The organism is Enterococcus sp. M190262, from assembly GCF_005843965.1.
GTDB lineage: Bacteria > Bacillota > Bacilli > Lactobacillales > Enterococcaceae > Enterococcus_D > Enterococcus_D gallinarum.
Genome location: NZ_CP040461.1, coordinates 467,474 through 491,256, shown reverse-complemented (window position 1 = coordinate 491,256; position 23,783 = coordinate 467,474). Strand labels below are relative to the sequence as shown.

General features: G+C 41.1%; 21 protein-coding genes. 17 read left to right on the top strand and 4 right to left on the bottom strand.

Features of this window, described 5'->3' with window-relative positions; all coding sequences use genetic code 11:
* From FE005_RS02165 to queA, 4 genes are all read left to right on the top strand, one after another.
* On the top strand, window positions 1–1,383 hold the full coding sequence (locus FE005_RS02165; protein WP_081131872.1) for a HAMP domain-containing sensor histidine kinase: 1,383 nt from the start codon (window positions 1–3) through the stop codon (window positions 1,381–1,383).
* 2 nt (window positions 1,384–1,385) lie between these two features.
* Window positions 1,386–1,991, top strand: coding sequence for a hypothetical protein (locus tag FE005_RS02160; protein WP_138371249.1), 606 nt, complete (start codon window positions 1,386–1,388; stop codon window positions 1,989–1,991).
* Window positions 1,992–2,167: 176 nt separating this feature from the next.
* Entirely contained in the window at window positions 2,168–2,458 is a 291-nt protein-coding gene (locus tag FE005_RS02155; protein ID WP_003128255.1) for a hypothetical protein, read from the top strand.
* Window positions 2,459–2,599: 141 nt separating this feature from the next.
* Entirely contained in the window at window positions 2,600–3,631 is a 1,032-nt protein-coding gene (gene queA, locus FE005_RS02150) for a tRNA preQ1(34) S-adenosylmethionine ribosyltransferase-isomerase QueA (protein WP_060813163.1), read from the top strand.
* 529 nt (window positions 3,632–4,160) lie between these two features.
* On the opposite strand, the gene FE005_RS02145 is transcribed toward queA, so the two are convergent.
* The gene (locus tag FE005_RS02145; RefSeq protein WP_138371248.1) at window positions 4,161–4,838 is read right to left on the bottom strand and encodes a response regulator; all 678 of its coding nucleotides are present in this window, start codon (window positions 4,836–4,838) and stop codon (window positions 4,161–4,163) included.
* Complete coding sequence (locus FE005_RS02140; protein ID WP_138371247.1) at window positions 4,835–6,373, bottom strand: sensor histidine kinase; 1,539 nt, start codon at window positions 6,371–6,373, stop codon at window positions 4,835–4,837. Before FE005_RS02140 ends, FE005_RS02145 begins: the two co-directional genes overlap by 4 nt.
* A 256-nt stretch (window positions 6,374–6,629) precedes the next feature.
* Between FE005_RS02140 and FE005_RS02135 the strand changes: the two genes are divergently transcribed.
* Window positions 6,630–7,898, top strand: coding sequence for a 2-hydroxycarboxylate transporter family protein (locus FE005_RS02135; RefSeq protein ID WP_254697008.1), 1,269 nt, complete (start codon window positions 6,630–6,632; stop codon window positions 7,896–7,898).
* A 38-nt stretch (window positions 7,899–7,936) separates the two neighbouring features.
* On the top strand, window positions 7,937–9,112 hold the full coding sequence (locus FE005_RS02130; RefSeq protein WP_138372184.1) for an NADP-dependent malic enzyme: 1,176 nt from the start codon (window positions 7,937–7,939) through the stop codon (window positions 9,110–9,112).
* A gap of 82 nt (window positions 9,113–9,194) precedes the next feature.
* Here FE005_RS02130 and FE005_RS02125 read toward each other — a convergent pair whose 3' ends face one another.
* Window positions 9,195–9,902, bottom strand: coding sequence for a DUF975 family protein (locus FE005_RS02125; protein WP_003128265.1), 708 nt, complete (start codon window positions 9,900–9,902; stop codon window positions 9,195–9,197).
* 194 nt (window positions 9,903–10,096) lie between these two features.
* Here FE005_RS02125 and tgt point away from each other — a divergent pair, with 194 nt between their 5' ends.
* Together tgt and yajC are read left to right on the top strand one after the other, a co-directional pair.
* Window positions 10,097–11,242 (top strand): tRNA guanosine(34) transglycosylase Tgt, encoded by a 1,146-nt coding sequence (gene tgt, locus FE005_RS02120; protein WP_138371246.1) that lies wholly within the window; start codon window positions 10,097–10,099, stop codon window positions 11,240–11,242.
* 82 nt (window positions 11,243–11,324) lie between these two features.
* Window positions 11,325–11,663 carry a preprotein translocase subunit YajC gene (gene yajC / locus FE005_RS02115; RefSeq protein WP_138371245.1) on the top strand — a complete coding sequence of 113 codons (339 nt, stop codon included), beginning with the start codon at window positions 11,325–11,327 and terminating at the stop codon, window positions 11,661–11,663.
* 365 nt (window positions 11,664–12,028) lie between these two features.
* Here yajC and FE005_RS02110 read toward each other — a convergent pair whose 3' ends face one another.
* On the bottom strand, window positions 12,029–12,460 hold the full coding sequence (locus FE005_RS02110; protein ID WP_003128269.1) for an Hsp20/alpha crystallin family protein: 432 nt from the start codon (window positions 12,458–12,460) through the stop codon (window positions 12,029–12,031).
* A gap of 231 nt (window positions 12,461–12,691) precedes the next feature.
* Between FE005_RS02110 and FE005_RS02105 the strand changes: the two genes are divergently transcribed.
* The 9 genes from FE005_RS02105 to adhE all read left to right on the top strand — a co-directional run bounded on the left by FE005_RS02105 (window position 12,692) and on the right by adhE (window position 23,729).
* Window positions 12,692–13,534, top strand: a complete 843-nt coding sequence (locus FE005_RS02105) for a YitT family protein (protein ID WP_138371244.1) — start codon at window positions 12,692–12,694, stop codon at window positions 13,532–13,534.
* A 20-nt stretch (window positions 13,535–13,554) separates the two neighbouring features.
* Window positions 13,555–14,283 carry a GntR family transcriptional regulator, LSA1692 subfamily gene (locus FE005_RS02100; protein WP_003128274.1) on the top strand — a complete coding sequence of 243 codons (729 nt, stop codon included), beginning with the start codon at window positions 13,555–13,557 and terminating at the stop codon, window positions 14,281–14,283.
* Window positions 14,284–14,295: 12 nt separating this feature from the next.
* Complete coding sequence (locus FE005_RS02095; RefSeq protein ID WP_138371243.1) at window positions 14,296–15,597, top strand: Sapep family Mn(2+)-dependent dipeptidase; 1,302 nt, start codon at window positions 14,296–14,298, stop codon at window positions 15,595–15,597.
* A 158-nt stretch (window positions 15,598–15,755) separates the two neighbouring features.
* Window positions 15,756–16,703, top strand: a complete 948-nt coding sequence (locus FE005_RS02090; RefSeq protein ID WP_138371242.1) for a N(4)-(beta-N-acetylglucosaminyl)-L-asparaginase — start codon at window positions 15,756–15,758, stop codon at window positions 16,701–16,703.
* A 50-nt stretch (window positions 16,704–16,753) separates the two neighbouring features.
* Window positions 16,754–18,100, top strand: a complete 1,347-nt coding sequence (locus tag FE005_RS02085; RefSeq protein ID WP_060813153.1) for a PTS sugar transporter subunit IIC — start codon at window positions 16,754–16,756, stop codon at window positions 18,098–18,100.
* A 13-nt stretch (window positions 18,101–18,113) separates the two neighbouring features.
* Window positions 18,114–18,635: a GrdB-related putative oxidoreductase gene (locus FE005_RS02080; RefSeq protein ID WP_138371241.1), complete on the top strand. Its 522-nt coding sequence runs from the start codon at window positions 18,114–18,116 to the stop codon at window positions 18,633–18,635.
* A gap of 15 nt (window positions 18,636–18,650) precedes the next feature.
* Entirely contained in the window at window positions 18,651–19,715 is a 1,065-nt protein-coding gene (locus tag FE005_RS02075; protein ID WP_005470220.1) for a M42 family metallopeptidase, read from the top strand.
* Between the two features lie 12 nt (window positions 19,716–19,727).
* The gene (locus FE005_RS02070; protein WP_081131884.1) at window positions 19,728–20,807 is read left to right on the top strand and encodes a M42 family metallopeptidase; all 1,080 of its coding nucleotides are present in this window, start codon (window positions 19,728–19,730) and stop codon (window positions 20,805–20,807) included.
* Between the two features lie 330 nt (window positions 20,808–21,137).
* The gene (gene adhE, locus FE005_RS02065) at window positions 21,138–23,729 is read left to right on the top strand and encodes a bifunctional acetaldehyde-CoA/alcohol dehydrogenase (protein WP_005470221.1); all 2,592 of its coding nucleotides are present in this window, start codon (window positions 21,138–21,140) and stop codon (window positions 23,727–23,729) included.
* The last annotated feature ends 54 nt before the right edge of the window (window positions 23,730–23,783 follow it).

Sequence of the window (23,783 nt, the reverse complement as noted above, 5' to 3'; positions counted from 1 at the left end):
ATGAAATATGCGACAAAAGCATTCTATTGGCTGCTATTCTTTTTTTTACTTTTGTATTTAGGGATCAGCACCATCAGTTTGCGGATCATCGCTCAACATGCAATCAATCAGGAATATGATCAAGCACTAGCTACCCAAAAAAGTGCTGCGATACTATTTGCAGCCAAAATTGAAGATCAAGAACCTACGAAAGAGCAGTTACGGAATCTAAGTGATATAGTCAAGAGCACGGTAAAGAATGATTTTGAAATTTTGGATAAAGAAGGAAAGAGTGTGTATGCCAGTACAACTGACTTTCCAAGCATAACAGAGGTTGTTGATTACGATTCAATTAAGAAGAACACAATCAACATTAGCCCAATCATCACAATCAAACAAGAGAAGTTTTTATTTACAAGCTCGACAATTGGAACGACAGACTATTATTTGGTGTCTAAGCAGAATCTAATCACTTATCAAAGTATTCTGAAGAAAGCAAGTCATTATTTTCGAATGATTTTATTTCTTCTGCAGATCGTTTTGATTCCAATGTCGTGGTTTTTATCAACCCTCATCACTAAACCGATTCAAAAATTGATTGATCGCGCAACAGAGATTGCAAAAGGGCAAACAACAAAGCCTTTCGTTGTTGAAAAACGTGGAGATGAAGTTGAAAAGCTTGCCAACAGCCTAAACGACATGGCCAATAAATTAAATCAAGACATAGAACAAATCAGTCAGGAAAAAGAAAAGCAAGAATTATTTGTCTCAAGTTTATCCCATGAAATTTCTACCCCGCTAACGTCGATCATCGGCTATGCGCAAATGTTGCAGTGGGAGGATCTAAAGGAACCTTCTTCGGAATTTGTCGATTATATTTTAGAAGAAAGTTTCCGCTTGAAAAGCCTATCAGAAGATGTTTTGCGTTTATTGTACTCGAAGAAAAATGAAATGAATCTCGAAGCAATATCGACAGACCAGATTGACTCTTATATTACTCAATTTGTCTCTGGATTAGATGAGCGGATCCTTTTGCAGATGACTCTTCAAAAGGCCACCATACGAATGGACTTTAACCTATTTAAATTAGTCATTGCAAATATATTTTCTAACGCATTAGATGCGATGAAGGATAGGAAAGAGATGTGCATCACTGGCTACAGTAATGAAGGACGATATTATTTTATACTAAAAGATACTGGTCAGGGAATTCCCGAAGAGATTATTGATCAAGTCACTGATGAATTTTTTACGGGGGATGTCACTAGAAATTCTGGACATTTAGGCTTAGGGCTTTCATTAGTGAAGAATATTATCTCACTTCATGAAGGGCAAGTGACGATCACTAGTGAGAAAGGTGAAGGAACGTCTATTACGATCGACTTTCCTTTAGATGAGGACTGAAGATGAGGAAAAGAATAAAGATAAGTCTGATCCTCCTATGGGTCGGTTTCAACGTATTTCTACTATTTTTACCAAATATGCTGTTTACAGATTCATTGTCAAAGCCAGTGGTATTTGAAGAATCCTTGGAGCTGCCTTCAAATAAAAGTACATTAGAAGAAGTGCTCACGAACGCCGGGAAAGTAACGCAATATAGTAATACGGGAGAAGGAAGCCAGTATGTCAATACATATGCGGTGGAAATAGAGAAGCTGCTAAAAGAAATGGGAATCTCTTCAGAATACTTGGTTACGTTATCCCAGAATCTAAAGATTGATTCGGAAACTGTTTATTGGCAAATCAATTATTCTTCGATCGAAGGTTATGGGGAAGCCCTGATTGAGGAATCGACTAATAAAATCGTCCAATTTAAATATTACCCAGAGCAATCATTTCAAGATATAGATCCTGAGAAAATTTTAGCGGCATATTTTAAGTATCTAAACATTGAAATTTCCTCAGTAAAAAAAGATAGTCCACTATTTGAAGTATCTTTTGCTGACGGCCAAAACATCAAAGCGGTTATTGATAATTATCGTATTATTCTTAATTATCCCAGTGTTGAATAGGACAAGTAATGGAACAAGTAGCATTTTTTGAATATAGTTCTCCTTGGAGCGATTAAGAAAGGAATGAAAGGATGGCTTTATGAATTTTCGATAGAAGTGAATCGATAGAGACGAAGTGATTCGTAAAGCATAGGTTAGCAGTTCAACCTAAATGTCTTTCGTGGTTAGTTTGAATAATGGAAAAAGAATACTGGAAACGAATTTGCTTGCTTACTGCAATTCCCGATTGGAACAAAGATTCAGAGATTGTTACAGAAGTTGAACGATTAAGAAAGAAATATGAAGACTATCGCAAAGAAATTGACTCGAAAAAAGTCATGGTTTTTTATAAAAACAACAGCAGTTATGTTTATGACACATTGAAAAAATGTGCTCAGCAAGAAAAAATCCCACGTGAAAAAATTTTGTTTTATTCACAAAACGATAAAGCAGATAAAAAAGGCAGAAGATTCCGTGTTATCGGTTAAAATTCTCTAATAGATTAGGAGCACCGTGAAAAGGTTCTAGTCTCCCTCTCTAGCTTAAAGCTATGCCCTAGTTTCCTAATTGGCGAGTAATCTCTAAACATGATAGAATAGACGGGCATATGAAAGAAAGAGAGTGACGACATGCTTACAACAGAAGATTTTGACTTTGAGTTACCGGAAGAATTGATCGCTCAAACGCCGCTTAGCGATCGCTCCAGTTCCCGCCTATTGGTCGTGGACCGAGAAAGCGGTGCAATGGAAGACAAACATTTTTATGACATTATTGATGAATTAGCTCCTGGCGATGCCCTTGTGATGAATGATACTCGCGTTTTGCCCGCTCGTATCTATGGCGAGAAAATCGAGACCGGCGCTCATCTAGAGATTTTATTGTTAAACAATATCGAAGGGGATAGTTGGGAAACATTAATCAAACCTGCCAAGCGAGCAAAAGTCGGTACGAAGATCACCTTTGGCGACGGTCGCTTAGAAGCGGTCGTTGAAAAAGAACTCGAACATGGTGGCCGAATTATTCGATTCAGCTATGATGGGATTTTCTTAGAGATTTTAGAATCTTTGGGTGAAATGCCATTGCCGCCATACATCAAGGAACGATTGGAAGATCCAGATCGTTACCAAACCGTTTATGCTAAAGAGAATGGATCTGCAGCGGCACCAACGGCCGGTTTGCACTTTACGCCAGAATTATTGGAGAAAATCGCTGATAAAGGGGTCAAATTAGTTTATTTGACCTTGCACGTGGGTCTAGGAACTTTCCGCCCAGTTAGCGTCGATAATATTGCGGATCACGAAATGCACAGTGAATTTTATCGATTGACGGAAGAAGCGGCGGCTCAATTAAACGATGTGCGGGCAAATGGTGGGAAAATCGTTGCGGTCGGAACGACTTCGATCCGTACATTAGAGACGATTGGTACCAAATTTGATGGCGAGATCAAAGCCGACAGCGGCTGGACGAGTATTTTCATTACCCCCGGCTATCAGTTCAAAGTTGTCCAAGCCTTCTCAACGAATTTCCATTTACCGAAATCGACATTGGTAATGTTGGTCAGTGCCTTTGCCGGACGCGATCTAACATTAGAAGCTTATCAGCATGCCATCGATGAACGTTATCGCTTCTTTAGTTTTGGCGATGCCATGTTCTTAAAATAAAAAACTGAACGACAAGAGCGGCTCGTTAAGTTGGGATACTTCTCAACTTTTTGAACTGCTTTTTTGTCGTCCAGCTTATAACTAAGGGAAGGTATAAGTGGTGGTCGCTGATGGTTGGTTCATGCAAAGCAATTGTTTCTCAAAATTTGTTTTCTTTTACAAACTTACACATGTTTCGTGTGTTCTGATACAACGTAATAGACGTATCCTTTTTTCGAAAAGATTCTCGATTTTGTGTTACGCTTTTCTGTTACTTTACACGCTTGATACTAGGTGAAACTTGTACGTTCAACAACTTTTAGTAGATTGAGTTTGCGATATTTACAAGACCACCAACAGAGTTGCTACCTTCCTTACACCTATACTATAGCATATTTAGGAAGCGTTTGCAAATAGGTAAGGTATACAAAGTACAACGATCAATTCACAATTTAAAATCTAAAAAGCTGACTTACCAAAAAATCGTTTATTCAATAATCAGCAAATCAGCAATCACTCGTTGACGTTCCTAGAAAGAGTTCACTAATTGTTAGGATCGTTGGTAAACTTTATAAGGGCGTCCGATTTTGGTATAGATAATCTGACTGGTAACATAGTTATTTTTTTCTAAGTAAAGCATGTATTTACGGACTGAGACATGAGAAAATCCGCTGATCTCTACCAAATCTGGGATCGTAAAAGTGTCTGGAAATGTTTGGATAGCCGCTTTGATGCGATCCATGGTATCAGGAGAGAGTCCTTTATCCAGTTCTGTAAGGGATGGCTCGGGACTCTTCTTTGTAACCATTATTTGATCAATGGTTTCTTGGGCAAGACTGTCTTGTTCCAAAGCTTCTTGCCGTTTTAGAAATAGTTCGATGCTTTGCCGGAAACGTTCATAGGTAAATGGCTTGACGAGATAGTCCAGAACACCTAAATGTAGTCCATGCTGAATAGTTTGTGTCTCATTGGCTGCTGTGATCAAGATCACTTCGATGGCTTGCTGAGAGTTCCGGATCTCTTTGAGCAAGTCTAAGCCGTTGCCATTTTTCAAATGGACATCTAGCAGCACTAAATCAACTTGTTTGTTTTGTAGTAAGTATTCAGCATCTGTCACAGCATCTGCCGAATAGATTTCTTGAAATCTGCCGATTTTTTCTAAATAATTCCGATGGATAAATTCCACCATTGGGTCATCTTCGACAATTAATCCATGTAATGGTTTCATTTTATCACCCCATGATAATGCGTTTGTAATTGGAGAACGACAAAGTTAGGTTGTTCTTCTATCAAAAACTCTGCCTGGTAATCTTTTAACATTTGTTGGAAATAGTTGCTGTGAAAACTATCCTGCAATTGCTGCTGATCCGTTGTGGTCAGCTGAATGGTATAGGTCGTTGTCAGCAGGCCTGTTTCATGATGGATCTCGATCCGCAAATCTTCTATGGTGATTAGTTGCAACAAAACATGATGAATATACCGGTAAAGATCGATCAACGATTTTGTTTCAACTTCTTGCGAATTGGCGGGAATTTCTGGTGAAATCTCGATCATCAAGTGGATTTTACGCTCAAAGAACTTTTGACGTTCGCCAATCAAAAATCCAGCAACTTGCGGATTCTGAACTAAAAAAGACAAGCGATGAGAGAACTCTTTTTCTGGAGTCAAAATATCATCCAGATAAATTTTCAATTCATCATAGGCTTTTAAATCAGCGAGCCCATAGATCACATGCAGTTTATTCATAAATTCATGGGACTGAGACTGCAGCGCACTGGCGTAAGCAGTAGTATTGGCTAACTGATCCATGACGAATAACGATTCTGTCGCATTGCGCAAAAACACGATCCAACCGATCCGTTTCTGATCCACATTGATCGGTGCAGAGGAAAAAAGAAAATCCTGTCCATTTTGCCGATAGAGCTGTTCAACATTTCGCTCCAAGTCTACAGCATCGGACTGCAAGATCAAATCCTGCAAATGTTTGCCGACCAAGGAGTCATTGTGTCCACTGTTCTTTTGGTAAAGCTCGTTGGCGGCGATATTTGCCAAATTGATTTGTTGGTTCAAATCCAATACAATGACCGCATCTTTAGTTTCTTCCAACATGGCATTGCGTTCTTCAAAGAGACGTGAGATTTCTTTTGGTTCTAAATTATGAAGTTGCCGTTTCAAATAATAGGCAAGTCCAGTTGCTGCAAAGGCGGCGATTGTGATACTTAATGCTAAGGCAAGTAGATACCCTTCCCGAGAACTCTTTACTAAAGCACTCAAGGACTGCATACGGATCCCTAAAGCTACTACACCGATTTGTTTTTGCGATTCAGTGAGGGAATAGACGGGAACGAATCCCCGCAACGAGCGACCCAATGTTCCTTCACTGACAGAAACATGTTCTTTTCCTTCCAATGCAGTGACTTCATCACCGCCTTCGAAGTGTTTGCCGATTTGGGTCTCATCTGGATGAGTCAAACGAATGGCTTGCATATCCATAACTACCACGAAATCCAACCCGTGTATGTGTGTCACTTCATTTGTGTAAGCTTCCAATTGATCGTTGGAACGTCCTTCTTCCAAAGCGGTAGTCACTTGTGGATCGATCGCCAGCTGTTTACCGACGGACAAGAGCAGGTGTTCTTCGTTGGAGCGAATAAATGTGGAATTTTGAATAAGGACTAAACCATAAAGAATGGAAGTGACAATGAGTAAGACGATTGTAAAGACTAAAGTCAATACCCCCCATAACCGTAACCCTTTTTTCACTACATTTCCCCCTTTATTCGTAAATTATAACATAGCGGCGGAATCCCTAAAGACGCTTTAATTAATTTAAATACTTAAAATAATTAAATAAACTACGAAAAAGAAAACGCTTGCTTTAATCTGTGTGTAACGAGGTACTCGTAGAACTAGTAGATCAATTTAGGAGGAAAGCAAAATGGAAAAGCATATCGAACCCCATGTGGCGAGAGAACAGGTTGAATCTAAAGCAAAAGAAGAGAAGCTAATTGATCGGTGGATGAAAATCAAAATTGGATCAGTTCCGCTGCCAGTATACATTGTTTTATCAACAGTCATCGTAGTCACGGGTCTGTTACAACAATTACCCGTAAATATGCTAGGTGGTTTTGCGGTCATTTTGACTTTAGGGTGGTTATTAGGAACGATTGGTGCCACTATTCCTTTTATCAAGAATTTCGGTGGTCCGGCAATTTTATCTTTATTGGTTCCATCTATTTTGGTTTTCTTCAACTTAGTCAATCCGAATATTCTTGAGTCTGCCGATATTTTGATGAAGCAAGCCAACTTCTTATATTTTTATATTGCTTGTTTAGTTTGCGGCAGCATTTTAGGGATGAATCGCAAAATCTTAGTCCAAGGTTTGATGCGGATGATTATTCCCATGATGATCGGGATGATCTGCGCCATGGGTGTTGGTACGCTAGTTGGTGTATTATTAGGTTTAGAATGGCAACATACGTTGTTTTTCATCGTTACTCCAGTGTTAGCTGGCGGGATCGGTGAAGGAATTTTGCCTTTATCACTAGGCTACAGTGCCATTACTGGTATGGGGAGTGAACAACTGGTCGCACAACTGATTCCAGCAACGATCATTGGTAATTTCTTCGCGATCATGTGTACCGCATTGCTCTCTCGCTGGGGAGAAAAACGACCAGATCTTTCTGGGGGTGGACAATTGGTCAAAATGAAAAATGATGATGACATGGCAGATGCGTTAAAAGATGATTCCGGCGCTTTTGATATCAAGAAAATGGGCGCTGGTGTGCTGACCGCTTGTACACTGTTCATTGCTGGTAGTTTACTGCAGCATTTGACTGGGTTTCCTGGTCCTGTATTGATGATTGTCTTAGCCGCTTTTTTGAAATACTTGAATGTGGTGCCGGCAGAAACACAACATGGCTCCAAACAATTGTATAAATTTATTTCCGGCAACTTTACTTTCCCATTGCTGGCTGGTTTAGGATTGTTGTATATTCCATTGAAAGACGTTGTGGGAACACTGAGTGTCTCTTATTTCTTAGTCGTCATCAGTGTAGTGTTCACGGTAATTGCCACCGGGTTCGTCGTATCACGTTTCATGAACATGTATCCCATCGAAGCCGCGATTATTTCTGCTTGTCAAAGCGGTATGGGAGGCACAGGAGACGTAGCGATCTTAAGTACCGCTGACCGTATGAACTTGATGCCTTTTGCCCAAGTAGCTACCCGTTTAGGCGGCGCCATCACAGTGATTGCCATGACCGCAATCTTGCGAATGATTTTTTAATAAAAAATAGAAAAAACGATCAACTATTGGAGGAACGAATCATGTCAAAAGATGTAAAAGAAATCGCTTTGCAACAAGCCAAAGAACATGGCGGTAAATTGGAAGTAGTATCAAAAGTGGCGATTGAAAATCGAAGAGACTTAAGCATTGCCTACACTCCGGGTGTCGCTGCCGTATCTTCCGCGATCGCAGAAGATAAACAGCTGGCCTATTCATTGACAACAAAGAAAAACACAGTCGCTGTTGTAAGCGATGGTTCTGCTGTGTTAGGTCTTGGTAATATTGGAGCAGAAGCAGCAATGCCGGTCATGGAAGGGAAAGCCGCTTTGTTCAAGCGATTTGCAGATGTAGATGCTATTCCTATCGTTTTAGATACTCAAGAGACAGAAGAGATCATTGCGATCGTCAAAGCAATTGCACCGACCTTTGGTGGAATCAACTTAGAAGATATCAGTGCGCCGCGTTGCTTCGAAATCGAACAGCGGCTGATCGAAGAGTGTGCGATCCCGATTTTCCATGATGACCAGCATGGGACGGCGATAGTTGTCTTAGCGGCTGCTTTCAACAGCCTGAAATTGATTGGCAAATCACTAGCAGAAGCCAAAATCGTTGTCAATGGCGGTGGTTCTGCTGGACTTTCTATTACTCGTAAGTTTTTGGCAGCTGGTGCAAAAAATGTCATTGTCGTAGACAAGGTGGGGATTTTGAATGAAGAAAATGATCAGTTACCACCTCATCACGCAGAGATTGCTAAAGTGACAAACCGTGACCATCTTTCTGGTGATTTGCAGACAGCATTGAAAGGTGCTGATATCTTCATTGGTGTTTCTGCTCCAGGAGCACTGAAGAAGGAATGGATCGCTGAGATGGGAGATAAGCCTGTGATTTTTGCTATGGCTAATCCAGTACCGGAAATCTTCCCAGACGAAGCCTTAGCAGGAGGTGCCTATATCGTTGGTACTGGACGCAGTGATTTTCCTAATCAAATCAACAATGTGTTGGCTTTTCCTGGTATTTTCCGAGGAGCTTTAGATGCTCAAGCCCGCAAAATCACGGTTGAGATGCAGATTGCCGCAGCAAAAGGAATTGCTAGCTTGATTCCAGACGAGGAGCTGTCACCAACAAACATTATTCCGGATGCTTTCCAAGAAGGAGTAGCCAAAATCGTTGCGAATTCAGTCAAAGATGCTGTGGAAGCAAAACGTGTCAATTAACGGAAGAAACATTGCGTTGAGAACAATTTTTCATTCAATCAAAAAGGACCTTACTTTGATATGTCAAAGTAAGGTCCTTTTTTTAAGCTAATGTCTGTTTTGGCAAGTTTTCATAAAAGGCTGCTTTGGTAGCACTGATATAAGGTGTCAACCAAAGATACCCGATACCAGCTGTGATAATGGCTAGAATGTGCCAGCCAATAAAACTCAAATCAAGTAAGAACAGTTTTCCTTTATACCCTTTCATCAATCGGCGGCTAGCCGTGATGCAAGCAAGAAAATCTGGCCGTGTACCTGTTTGCTCATAGGTATCATAGTAGATGAAGTATGCTTGTGAGTAGGAATAGGATTTGATGATTCCTGGAATCACAAATAATAATGCCCATAAACTAACGAAAATCGTTGATAAAATATAGATGACAATGATACCAAGTGCGAATACACCGCTAAATCCACGAAAGACATCAGAAAATGGACGAATCTCTTGTTTATTGCCGCGTAACAAATCAAGGAATGTCCAAGAAATCCCGGCACCAAACAATGCTGAGAATAATCCGCTGATCAAGCCACCGCCACTACCGCCAGTTGAGTTCGACGCTTCATTGATGGATTGACTATCAAAGGCACCATTTTGACTTAATGCCATCAAAGGCAACACAACAATCACTACGATCACAACAGCAAAAGCAATAGAGATCAACGTAGGGACCAAGCACATCAATACGCTATCTTTCCAGCGTCCATTCAGAACGGATTTGGCTTCACTTTTTAGTTGTCCTCTAGTTTTCATAAAAAAACCTCCTTTCTATCTGTTTAACATGATAGCAAATGAGCATGGATTGTACAAAAAATAAAGCAAAGAAAGGAAAGTTTTTTTGAAAAAGAGGAAGAGAAGCTGAAACCTTCTTGCAAATTCCTAACGCAACCCTTATCATTAATAGCGTTGCACAGTTAATCGAGTCTATAAAGAAAGTAGGGAAATGAATGTCGCAACCTGCCATTCGTTATCGTCTGATCAAGAAAGAGAAACATACAGGTGCCCGTTTAGGTGAATTGATCACACCGCATGGCACTTTTCCAACGCCAATGTTTATGCCTGTAGGAACTTTAGCTACTGTTAAGACCCTTGCACCGGAAGAACTGAAAGCCATGGGCGCTGGTGTCATTTTAAGTAATACATATCACTTATGGCTGCGACCAGGAGAAGATCTAGTGGCCGAAGCAGGTGGGCTGCATAAGTTTATGAATTGGGATCAGCCGATTCTAACCGATTCTGGTGGCTTCCAAGTCTTCTCACTAGCAGATATGCGAAATATTGTTGAAGAAGGTGTCCATTTCAAGAACCATCTAAACGGTTCAAAAATGTTCCTTTCACCAGAAAAAGCTATCAATATCCAAAACAAACTAGGTTCGGATATCATGATGAGTTTTGATGAATGTCCGCCATTCGATGAAAGCTATGATTATGTCAAAAAATCAGTAGAGCGGACTTCTCGCTGGGCAGAACGCGGATTGAAAGCTCATGCCAATCCAGATTCTCAAGGCCTGTTCGGGATCATTCAAGGGGCCGGTTTTGAAGATTTACGGAAACAAAGTGCGCAAGATTTGATCAGCATGGACTTTCCTGGTTATTCGATTGGCGGTTTGTCAGTAGGCGAGCCAAAAGCTGAAATGAATCGCGTCTTGGAATTTACCACACCATGGATCCCTGACCACAAACCTCGCTATCTGATGGGGGTAGGAGCCGCAGATTCTCTGATCGACGGCGTTATTCGCGGGGTCGATATGTTTGACTGCGTATTGCCGACTCGAATCGCCCGTAACGGAACATGTATGACGTCTAAAGGTCGTTTAGTCGTGAAGAATGCCCAATTTGCCCGAGATTTCCGACCAATTGATGAAAACTGTGATTGTTATACTTGTAAGAATTATTCACGGGCGTATATTCGTCATTTGATCAAATGTGATGAAACATTCGGGATCCGATTAACTTCTTATCACAATGTTTATTTCTTGTTGAATGTGATGAAACAAGTCCGTCAAGCGATCATGGATGACAACTTGCTGGAATTCCGGCAACATTTCTTCGAAGAATATGGCTTCAATAAAGAAAATGCCAAAAATTTCTAATTTATTCTGGTAAAACGGTAGGAATACACGTCAGATTCTGATAAAGTATCTATAGAAAAGTAAAAAAATCGAGGTGAAAAAAATGGCACAATCTTTACCAATGCTCTTTATGCTTGTTGCTTTGGTGGCAATGTGGTTCTTCATGAGCCGTTCACAAAAGAAACAACAGCAAGAACGAAAAAACTTATTGGAAAATATGAAGGCTGGAGATCGCGTAGTAACAATTGGCGGACTTCATGGCGTTCTTTCTGAAGTAAATACGGACAAGAGTACAGTTGTCATCGACTGTGAAGGTATTTTCTTAGAGTTCGATCGGGCAGCGATTCGTACCGTGATACCTGGTACTGGTGCATCTGTTGCAACTGAAATCGAACCAGCTGATGTTGTTGATGAAACAAAAGCAGACGATACAAAAGAATAATTTTTTTCGATCCGTCTGACAAAGACAGCTAGGACTAGAGCGTGGGACAAAAGTTTTTTTACTTTTGTCCCACGCTCTAAACACGTCTAGATGGTGGGAGCAGAAGCAACTCCTTCGGAAACAAGTCGAAATACCCCAAAATTTGAGAAGCAATTTCCGCGTATTCCTTCTTATTTCTAGGAGTTTAGCACCTCTGTCCCAGCCTCTTTTTTATAGAGTGGCGTTTGTCCAGATTTCGCTTGTTCTTTAGCGAGAGCAAAAAAATCAGCAAGCAAGGCTTGGAGAACAGGTCCTTTTCTACATTAATAGCCCCCTTAACAAGCATTTCTGTTAAGGGGGCTGTTTGTTTGGTAAAAGTGATGCTGCTACTCGATCGGAATGGTTTTCTTAGGTTCTTTGCCGTGATCATCTTTTGGCAAAGTCAATTTAAGAATACCTTCAGAATAAGAAGCTTTGATGTCGTCTTCTTTGACATTTTCTAGCAAATATTGGCGACGAACACTTGTTAAACTACGCTCGCTGCGTACTAGTTTTCCTTTTTTATCTTCAGTCGTAGTATCCGATTGATGTTGACCAGCAATCGTCAAAATACCATTCTCATAAGTGACTTGAATATTTTCTTTAGGAATACCAGGCAGCTCTGCTTCAACGAGATATTCCGAATCATTTTCGTGAATATCTGTTTTGATCATGTTCGCTTTAAAACCATCAAAAAAACTGCGACCAAAATCTTCGAAGAAATTAAAAGGTGTCATACTATAGGCATCTGAGCGACGAGGTTCAATCTCATGTGACATAATAATCAATCCTTTCTTTAATTTTCTTTCCAATTATTATTTTAGTCAAAATTAGTCAGTTTTCAAGTATTTTACTCTCTTTTTCCAGCCCGCATGTCAGGATAAATTTTACCCCTCGATCCTGAGAAAGACTATGGATCAGCAAAGGCGGTTTCTTTAAAGAAAATAAGTTTTTTGATGACAGTATATACTTAATGATATATACTATAATCGAAGCGGAAGGAGATGCTTATGCCAAAAAGAATAAAACGATTAGCTGTTGCACTCATTTATGCACTGTTATCATCCATCGCATTGAATATGTTCTGGCTGCCAGGAAATATATTTGCCAGTGGAATTACTGGACTTTCACAATTATTGTCGCAGCTCTTGGAAGTATACTTTGGTATCGAGTGTTCAATCCCTGTGTTGGTCTTATTTTTTAACGCGCCATTGTTAGCGATTGCATGGTGCAAAATCGATCGTGATTTCGCGCTTATGACGGTTTGTACTGTCTTCCTCTCATCTGTTATGATGAAGGTGGTCCCAGTTGTCACATTGACTACAGATCCAGTCATCTGCGCTGTTTTTGGCGGGGTGCTCCATGGGTTTTCCGTTGGTCTGACTTTAAACGATGATTTTTCCACAGGAGGATTAGATATTTTAGGGATCTTAGTGAAGAGAATGACCGGCAAAAGTATTGGCAGTTTCTTTATCTTTTTCAATGTCAGTCTCCAACTCGTTGCTGGAATGATTTTTGGCTGGCCGTACGCTTTTTATAGTGCAATCTCTTTCTTTATCAGTGGTCGAATGGTAGACTACGTGAATCTCAAGCAAAGGCGTGTGCAATTACTAGTAGTAACCGAAAAAGCAGAAGGTGTCATTGCAACATTACAATGTGCACTTCAGCGAGGGATCACAGTGATCAATGATGTTGAGGGGGGCTTTGATCATCAACAGAAGAAATTGTTGCTTTTAGTCATCTCCCAAAAAGAATTAAAGACAGTTGAAGGGATGATTCAATCCGTCGACAACCAGGCCTTTGTTAGTGTGGCTTCTGGTGTGAGTGCGAATCGTCCATTTTATGAATGGTAGAGTAGAAAGTAGGGAATCAAGTGAAAAAACAAGCCGTTTTTCAGGAAGTAGCAGATAAAATCGCCCAACGTGTCAATGATGGCACTTATGTAACGAGTCAGAAGCTGCCTTCTGATTATGATTTAGCGGAAGAATTTCAATGCAGTCGGCTAACTGTCCGCAAAGCCATCGATCTTCTGATCACCCAAAATATCCTAGTCAAAGAAAAAGGCAAAGGAACGTATGTGATGAAGCAGCCAAAGATCCAGAGTGGATCTGGCGGATTGCAAAGCTTCACCGAAACGGCCAAAGCCCAAGGGAAAAAGACCCGAACCGAAGTCTTACAAGTAGAGACAGTGAAAGAATTACCGACTAAGATCCGACAGATGTTCGGTAACTATGGGAAAGAACCAATGGTGTATCTGACTCGCTTGCGTTATTTTGATGATGAACCGATGACGGTGGAGAACCTCTATGTATTGAAGCGTTATTTAGAAAAAGAGTCCGGCGAAATCACCAAAGATCAGTTAGAGTCTTCTTTATATGAAGTGATCGAAGCCAACATTGAGATTGGTTATTCCCATCAAGAAGTGGAAGCGGTCAAAAGTCCGCCAGACATTGCCAAGCTATTGCATGTATCCGAAGAGGAACCAATGCTTCTCGTCCATTCGATGACTTATTCCCCTTCTGCGAAACCGATCTTGTTCGATACATCTTTTTATCGTGCAGATAAATATACCTTTAAAAATACATTGGTACGTCAAAAATAAGGGGTGGCAAAAATGGATCAAATCAGCACAGCCATTGAGGAAAACTGGCTGGATTTTCTAAACTTACTCAAACAAGTCATGCAAGTTCCTAGTGTCAAATCTGAACCTATGCCACAGGCGCCCTATGGTACGGAAACTCGGCGAGTTTTGTCTTTGGTAATGGAAAAAAGTGCCGCTTTTGGATTTGAAACAAAGGTGATCGATGATGCGATCGGCTATGCACAGTGGGGACCAGAAGGGTCAGACTACATCGGTATCCTGGGACATCTCGATGTGGTGCCTGCGGGTTCAGACTGGGATTTTTCGCCGTTTGATTTAAGCGAAAAAGACGGCCGCCTTTATGGTCGGGGAATTCTAGACAACAAAGGACCAATCATTAGTTGCCTTTATGGGATGAAATTATTGAAAGAATTAGGGCACCGACCGAAAAAAAATCTGCGGATCATTTTCGGTACGGATGAAGAAAGTGGTATGTCGGATGTTCCTCATTATTTGGCCGCAGAACAACCACCTGTGTTCGGATTTACGCCAGATTGTAAGTATCCGGTAGTCTATGGCGAACGAGGGGTCGTCAATGTAGCGCTCCATTTTCCGCTGCCAGACGATGAACTACAGCAACTCACTTCGTTTCAGGGGGATCAATTCCGAGACCATGTTCCTGACGACTTGAGTGTAAGCATTGCCGGTCAGAAGTTTGAAGTCACAGGGAAACGTTCTCCAAGCAATGCTCCTGAATTGGGAGAAAATGCAATTACGATCCTGGCAGCCCAACTGGCTGAGAAACAAACTATTCCTCCAACCATACAATCTTATTTTCGTTGGATCTGTCAAAGCTTTCATCAGCAGCATTTTGGAGAAGGGATTGACTTGGCGCTGGCTGATGAAGATTCTGGTAAATTGATTTTGACGCCTGTCGTGATACAAAAGTCTCTCACAGGATTAGTGATGGAAGTTGCCTTTCGCTACCCAGTGACTGTTACAGAAACAGACGTGTTGTCCCGTTTGAAAAGGCAACTGCCTATCGGTGTCGAATTAGAAGTCATTCGCAGTATTCCCGGGTTTTGCCGAGACAAAGAATCAACCGAAATAGCTAAACTGTCGACGATTTATCACACAGTCACAGGCAATGACCCTAAACCAGTAACCACAACAGGGGCAACCTATGCACGCAAAATGCCGAATATCTTGGCATTTGGTCCGTCTTTTCCTGGTCAAAAAGGGATTGCACACAATAAGAATGAGTACATGGACAGTGCTGACTTACGAATGAATTTAGAGATCTACATGCGCAGCATCAAAGCATTAACAGAATAAGAATGCCCTGGATGAATCCCCAACAATAAAAAATTAATCCGAAACGAGTTTCTTATAAATCAATGAGAGTTGAAAGAAACTCGTTTTTTAGTATAGACATACTAGTATATACCATATAGAATATACTTGTAAGCGCTACAAATGATGGAGGGAAAGATATGTGGGGAATGATTGCAACTTGGCGAATGGCACACGATGGTGTACTGGCAGCCAAAGAACTTTTAGAAGGACAAGCGTCATGCAAAGATGCAGTAGAAACTGCCATCAAAGCAGTGGAAGATTATCCATTTTATAAATCAGTTGGTTATGGCGGATTGCCAAATGAACGCGGAATCGTCGAAATGGATGCCGCTTTTATGGATGGTAAAACATTTAAGATTGGTGCCGTTGCAGGGATTACCGATGTTGCCAATCCCATCTCAGTTGCACGCCAATTGAGTGATGAGAAATTCAATAGCTTTCGAGTAGGGCAAGGAGCCACCGAATACGCGATGTTGGCTGGATTTGAACGTAAGAATATGTTGACCGATCGGGCAAAAAAAATCTGGGAAAAACGATTAGCAGAAATCGCTGCTTCCAACCTCGATCCTTACGATGGCCATGACACGGTTGGCGTTGTTGCTCTCGATACGCAACAGCAAATGGCAGTCGGAACCTCTAGCTCTGGTTTGTTCATGAAAAAACAGGGTCGAGTGGGAGATTCGCCATTATCCGGCTCAGGATTTTATGTAGACAGTACGATTGGCGGAGCTGCCGCTACAGGTTTGGGTGAAGATTTGATGAAAGGCTGTCTTTCTTATGAAATCGTCCGCTTGATGGGAGAAGGCCTTTCACCACAAGCCGCTTGTGACCGGGCTGTTTATGGGTTTGAAGAACGATTACGCAAACGTTATGGCAAAGCAGGTGCCTTCTCGTTGATAGCATTGGATAAAAATGGGGCATGGGGGGTGGCAACAAATGTAGAATTTACATTTAGCGTTGCGACAGCTGACCAAGAAGCGGCTATTTATATGGCCAATCCTGGTCCAGATCAAACCACGGTGATCACACCGATCACGCAAGAGTGGCTTGATGCATATGAAGCACGCATCAAAGCACCGGTATGATTTCAAAAAAAGAGGATTGCAAAGAGCAAGATCTCGAAAGGAAGAGTGGAATGTTCGATAAATTAGAAAATGTGTTGATGCCGCTTGCGGTAAAGTTAGGGCAGAACAAAATTTTGATCGCAGTGCGTGATGGCTTTTTGATCACGACACCATTAGTGATTGTAGGATCGATTTTCTTACTGTTCGCAAATTTTCCAATACCAGGGTGGTCAGAGTTTTGGGCAGGAATGTTTGGTACAGGTTGGGAGTCGTGGGTCACTCGGGTTTCTGGTTCTGTCTTTAATACAGTTGGCTTCTTTTCATGTCTAGGAACGGCGTATGCTTATGGACGGGAAAAGAAAACCGATCCCATCCAAGCGGCAGCGGTAGCCGTGATTGCGTTTTTGATTTTAACTCCAAATAAGCTGATCGTTGAAGGAGTGGCAGATCCAGTTAGCGGGCTTTCTTTTGATCACTTAGGAACAAATGGGATTTTTGTCGGTTTGCTCGTCGCACTTATTTCTGTAGAAATTTATGCTTATACAACAAAACGAGGCTGGACCATCAAGATGCCTGATGGGGTTCCACCTGCTGTAACGAAATCCTTTGCTGCGCTGATTCCAAGTGCACTAGTCATGCTCTTATTTTTTGTCATCAATATATTATTTGGTATGACCCCTTTTGGTACCGTCCATGATTTTATCTTTAATGTCTTGCAAATGCCATTAAAAGGAGCCGGTAATACATTAACCGCACAGATTGTCTATAGTTTAGCCTGTACGATTTTTTGGTTCTTTGGGATTAATGGTCCGGCGGTAGCCAATTCTGTATTTGCGCCGATCTTAAGAATTCTAACCATGGAAAACCTAGATGCCTTTCAAGCTGGTAAAGATTTGCCAAACATCTTCACGGATCCATTTTCGAACTTCTTTACCAACTTTGGCGGCGGTGGTTCTACACTTTCCCTTGTAATCATCATGGTCCTCTTCTGTAAATCAAAACGGATCAAAGAACTAGGGAAACTTTCGCTCGTTCCTGGAATTTTCGGGATCAATGAGCCAATCATCTTTGGTTTGCCAGTCGTATTGAATCCAATCATTATTATTCCTTTTATCGCTGTTCCAATGGTTAATCTGCTTTTATCAACATTGGTAACCAACCTAGGAATCATTCCTTATACAACCGGCGTTTCATTGCCATGGACGACCCCGATCGGCTTCTCAGGGTATTTGAGTACAGGAAGTCTGGTTGCCTCTGTCTGGCAATTGATTCTATTAGCCATTGGTTGTTTGATCTACTATCCATTCATTATGGCATTAGACAAGCAATACCTGAAGGATGAACGGGAAGCAGAACAAGCCAAAAGTGAAGAACTGGAATTGTCGTTTGATGATATTTCCATCGATCACTTGTTATAGAAGGGGGATCACAATGAAAATAATCTTTTTGCTGGATCAAATTCAAGCCGGACTTGGTGGGAAAGAACATGGGGATCAGCCATTAGGGGGGCAAAAGACAGCGATTGGTTCTGTCAAAATGTTCGAAAAGTTATTAAAGGAAAAGAATATGGAGGTTCTTGCCACGATTTATTGTGGTGATGACTATTACCGAAAGCATGCGAAGGAATCTTCTTTAAAGATTGCCGCAATGGTACAGAAATTAGGCGCAGATGTGTTGCTTTGCGGTCCATGTTTTAATTATGAAACATACGGGGAAATGGCTGCTGAAGTTGCGAAAGTTGTCGAAGAGAAGGTTCAGATCCCTGCTGTTTCGGCGATGTCCATTGAATGCCAAGAGGCAATCACAAGATTTAAAGATCAAGTAGATATTGTAAAAATGCCAAAAAAGGGTGGTACTGGATTAACAGAAGCAATGAACGAAATGTTGACTCTTTGTCAGTTGAAAGCAGAGAAAAAAGATACGACGGATTACGTGAAGGAACATTGTTACTAAGGAGTGGTAAAGCAGATGGGACAAATGGATCAGCTCGAAAAAGTGGTCAAAACTCCCGGAATTTCCGGAAGAGAAAAAACAATCTCTAAATTATTGAAAGAGTATTATGCACCTTACTGCGATGAAATCATCTATGACAACCTAGGTTCGATCTATGGGGTCATCAAATCTGAAAAAGAGAATCCAACCACTGTTTTAGTGACTGCCCATATGGATGAACTTGGGTTTATTGTCAAAAAAATCGAAGAAACCGGCTTGATTCGCGGACTGATAATGGGGAAAATCGAGCCGAATAGCTTATTGGGACAGGAAGTCCACCTGTACAATCGACAAGGGAAAGCCTTCCCAGGCGTCATTTTAGGACGAAACAAAGCAAACCAGGTTCAGGGAAAAGAGGACGTTTTACTAGATTTTGGTTTTTCTTCAAAAGAGGAAGCATTGTCAGAAGAAGTTTCTTTGGGAGATATGGTGACATTTGCGCCCAAATTTACTGTCAGCAAAAATGGAAAAGAATGGATCGCTCCAAATTGGAATGGACGGATTTCTGTCAATCAAACGATTGATTTGTTACGTCAAATTTATGAAAATCAACTCAGCTTCCCTTTTGATCTATATGTTGGATGTACGGTTCAGGAGCAAGTCGGTGCCAGAGGTGCTCAAACAGCAGCGAATCTGGTTGCACCAGACCTAACGATCATCCTAGATACAAATCGAGCCTGGGACTATCAGGAAGATGCTGGCGATGTACAAGGAGAACTCTCAAAAGGAGTTCTATTGACATATTATGATCCTTCCGTTTTGCCAAATCGGTTGCCGATGGAAGAATTGAGAAAAATCTGTGAAGAGGCAGCATTGCCATATCAATATTATTTCTCATTAGAAGACTCAGACGGTGCTTGGTTCAACAAATTACGGACGGGATGTCCAGTCTTATTTATGAACATGCCTGTAAGAAATATGAACACAGCAGCTCAAGTTGTTTCGCAAGAAGATTATGAAACAGTCGGTCAAGCCATCTATCTTTTTCTGAAAGACTTAGACGAAGCAGCGATTGTTTCATTCAAAGAAGAAAACCGCTAGGAGACGATCCCTATGAGAGCTGTAGACTTAGAAATCCTAAAAGAATTAAGTGAAGCCGATGGTATCGGCGGCCGGGAAAAAGAAATATCAAGAATCGTGAAGAAATATGCAGAAGGAGCAGTTGATTCCTGTTTTTATGACAACCTTGGTTCATTGATCTTAGTAAAAAAGAGTTCTAAAGCGAATGCGCCCAAAGTGATGTTGTCAGCCCACATGGACGAAGTCGGTTTCGTAGTTCGAAAAATCACCAAGGAAGGTTATTTGAAACTCTTACCGGTAGGCGGCTGGTGGGGACACGTCATGCCCGCACAGGAAATGCGTGTCACAACGATGGAAGGCAAGAAATACACAGGGGTCATTGGAAGTCGCGCGCCCCACGGGATGCCGCCAGAAGAAAAGAATAAAGTGATCCCAGCTAATGAATTTTATTTAGATATGGGGGTTCCGTCAGCTGAATATATTCGCCAGTTAGGAATAATGGTAGGCGACATGGTTACACCTAAGACGGTCTTTCGTGAAATGAATGATCCGAATTACTTGCTAGGGAAAGCGTGGGATGATCGAGTTTGTGTGGGTGTCTGTATTGAGGTCATGAAAGCTTTAGCCAAAGAAGAGCTAGCTGTTGATGTCTACTTTGCGGCAACGACTCAAGAAGAAGTCGGTATACGAGGTGCCCGTACAGCTGCCCACAGCATTAAGCCCGATTTGGCGATTGCGTTAGATGTCACTACCGCTGTAGACACTCCCTTTGATCAAGGGGGATTGCAACTGGGAAAAGGTCCTGTACTCTCTGTTTTGGATTCGCTAACGATCGGTAATAGTGAACTGCTTGCAAAAATGGAAGAGATTGCAGTAAGACAAAAACTACCTTATCGGCATGACTTCATGACTGTTGGAGGGACAGATGCTTGCAACATCCATAAAGCAATGACAGGAGTTGTTGCAATGACAGTATCGATTCCGACAAGGTATATGCATTCCTCAAGATTAATCATCCACAAAGAAGATTATTTGCAAACAATCATTCTATTGAGTGAATTTTTGAAAAAAATCACCTCTGAAGAAATACGCTCCTTCAAAATTGGACAATAGAGTGTTATTGTTCATCTATGTAAATGCAAAACCAAAATCAGTATCCATCATACTAAGAACCGATATATTTGAGAATCAATCAAATATATCGGTTCTTTTTCTTGGAAAAAGCTTGATAAAAACAACGATTGTTCAATAAAGCACATGGATACTCGAGTCACTTAAACATCAGATTAAAATAACTCGATATGTTGAAAACGCTTGATTTAACTTATTTTTAAAAAACTGTGAAAAAAATCACAGAAATTGTTTACAAACGAAAAGAGTTATTGTATGATGTGTATGTGAAGTAATTAACAAATAAATTGTTAACGAACTAGGAGGATTACAATGGCTAAGACATTGGAAAAAGAAGTGACGATCGATGTACAAGCAATGATCGATGATCTTGCAAAAAAAGCAAACGTGGCCTTAAAAGAAATGGAAAACTTTGATCAAGAGAAAGTAGACCATATCGTACACGAAATGGCTATGGCAGCCTTAGACAAACATATGCCGCTTGCAAAAATGGCAGTTGAAGAAACGGGTCGCGGAATCTATGAAGATAAAGCAATCAAAAATATGTATGCTTCAGAATATATTTGGAATAGCATCAAACATGACAAAACAGTTGGCGTGATCAATGAAGACAAACAAAAAGGGTTGATCGAAATTGCTGAACCAGTCGGGGTTGTCTGTGGGGTAACTCCAACAACGAACCCAACGTCAACAACGATCTTTAAAGCAATGATCGCATTGAAGACTCGGAACCCAATCGTGTTTGCTTTCCATCCATCTGCTCAAAAATGTTCAGCAGAAGCAGCGCGGATCGTTCGTGATGCAGCAATCGCAGCCGGTGCACCAGAAAACTGTGTGCAATGGATCGAACATCCATCAATCGAAGCAACAGGCTTATTGATGAATCACCCAGGAATCGCCATCGTATTGGCAACTGGTGGTGCAGGCATGGTCAAAGCTGCATACTCAACAGGAAAACCAGCCTTAGGTGTAGGTCCAGGTAACGTCCCTTCTTACATCGAAAAAACAGCAAAAATCAAACGCGCGGTCAACGATTTGATCGTTTCTAAAACATTTGATAACGGAATGATCTGTGCTTCTGAACAAGCAGTGATCGTTGATAAAGAAGTCTATGCAGCTGTTAAAGCAGAGTTTGAAGCTCATCAAGTATACGTGGTAAAACCAAAAGAATTGCAAAAACTTGAAGATGCAGTGATGAATGAAGGCAAATATGCTGTAAATCCAGCAATTGTTGGACATTCAGCAATGGAGATCGCAAAATTAGCAGGCATCAAGGTGCCTGAAGGTACGAAACTATTGATTGCAGAACTAGATGGCGTGGGTGCAGATTACCCATTATCTCGCGAAAAACTTTCTCCAGTTCTAGCAATGATCAAAGCAAACAACACAGAAGATGCTTTCCAAAAATGTGAAGCTATGCTTGATTTAGGTGGATTAGGACATACAGCGGTTATCCACACAGAAAATGAAGATTTGCAATTGGCATTTGGCTTACGCATGAAAGCTTGCCGTATCTTGGTGAATACTCCATCTGCTGAAGGTGGTATCGGTAATATCTACAATGAAATGATCCCTTCATTGACACTTGGTTGTGGTTCATACGGAAAGAACTCTGTTTCTCGTAATGTTTCTGCTGTGAACTTGATCAACGTTAAAACTGTAGCGAAACGGAGAAATAATATGCAATGGTTTAAATTACCGCCAAAAATCTTCTTTGAAAAGAACTCTCTATTATACTTAGAGAAAATGGAAAATGTTGAACGTGTCATGATCGTTTGTGACCCAGGAATGGTTCAATTCGGCTACTGCGATACCGTTCGCGAAGTTCTTGCTCGCCGCAAAAACGATGTGAAGATCGAAGTCTTCTCAGATGTAGAACCAAACCCATCAACAAATACCGTTTATGCTGGAACGAAGATGATGGTTGATTTCAAACCAGATACAGTAATCGCTCTTGGTGGTGGATCAGCAATGGATGCTGCGAAAGGCATGTGGATGTTCTATGAACACCCAGATACATCTTTCTTTGGCGCAAAACAAAAATTCTTGGATATCCGTAAACGGACATACAAGATCGACAAACCAGAAAAAACTCAATTTGTATGTATCCCAACAACTTCCGGTACAGGTTCTGAAGTAACCCCATTTGCGGTTATCACAGATAGCGATACGCATGTGAAATACCCATTAGCAGACTACGCATTAACACCAGATGTAGCGATCGTTGACCCTCAATTCGTCATGTCAGTTCCTGCTTCTGTAACAGCAGATACAGGTATGGATGTATTGACCCATGCGATTGAATCTTATGTGTCGGTAATGGCATCTGATTACACTCGTGGGTTGAGCTTACAAGCAATCAAGTTAGTCTTTGACTACTTAGAAAAATCAGTGAAAACACCGGATATGGAATCTCGCGAAAAAATGCATAACGCATCAACAATGGCAGGTATGGCCTTCGCCAATGCATTCCTAGGTATTTGTCACTCAGTTGCTCACAAAATTGGGGGAGAATATGGTATTCCTCACGGACGTACCAATGCGATTCTTTTACCGCATATTATCCGTTACAATGCCAAAGATCCTCAAAAACATGCGATGTTCCCTAAATATGATTTCTTCCGTGCTGACACAGATTACGCAGACATTGCGAAATTCTTAGGTCTTAAAGGAGAAACAACTGCGGAACTAGTTGAAGCATTAGCAACTGCGGTTTACGAATTAGGTAAATCCGTTGGTATCGATATGAACTTGAAAGCACAAGGCGTGACTCAAGAAGTATTGGATGCAACTGTAGATCGTATGGCTGAATTGGCTTACGAAGACCAATGTACAACTGCGAACCCTAAAGAACCATTGATTTCTGAATTGAAACAAATCATTGTGGATGCTTATAACGGCTAAGCAATGAATGCACCAATCCCCTCGGTATCTTAGCTGCCGAGGGGATATTTTTTG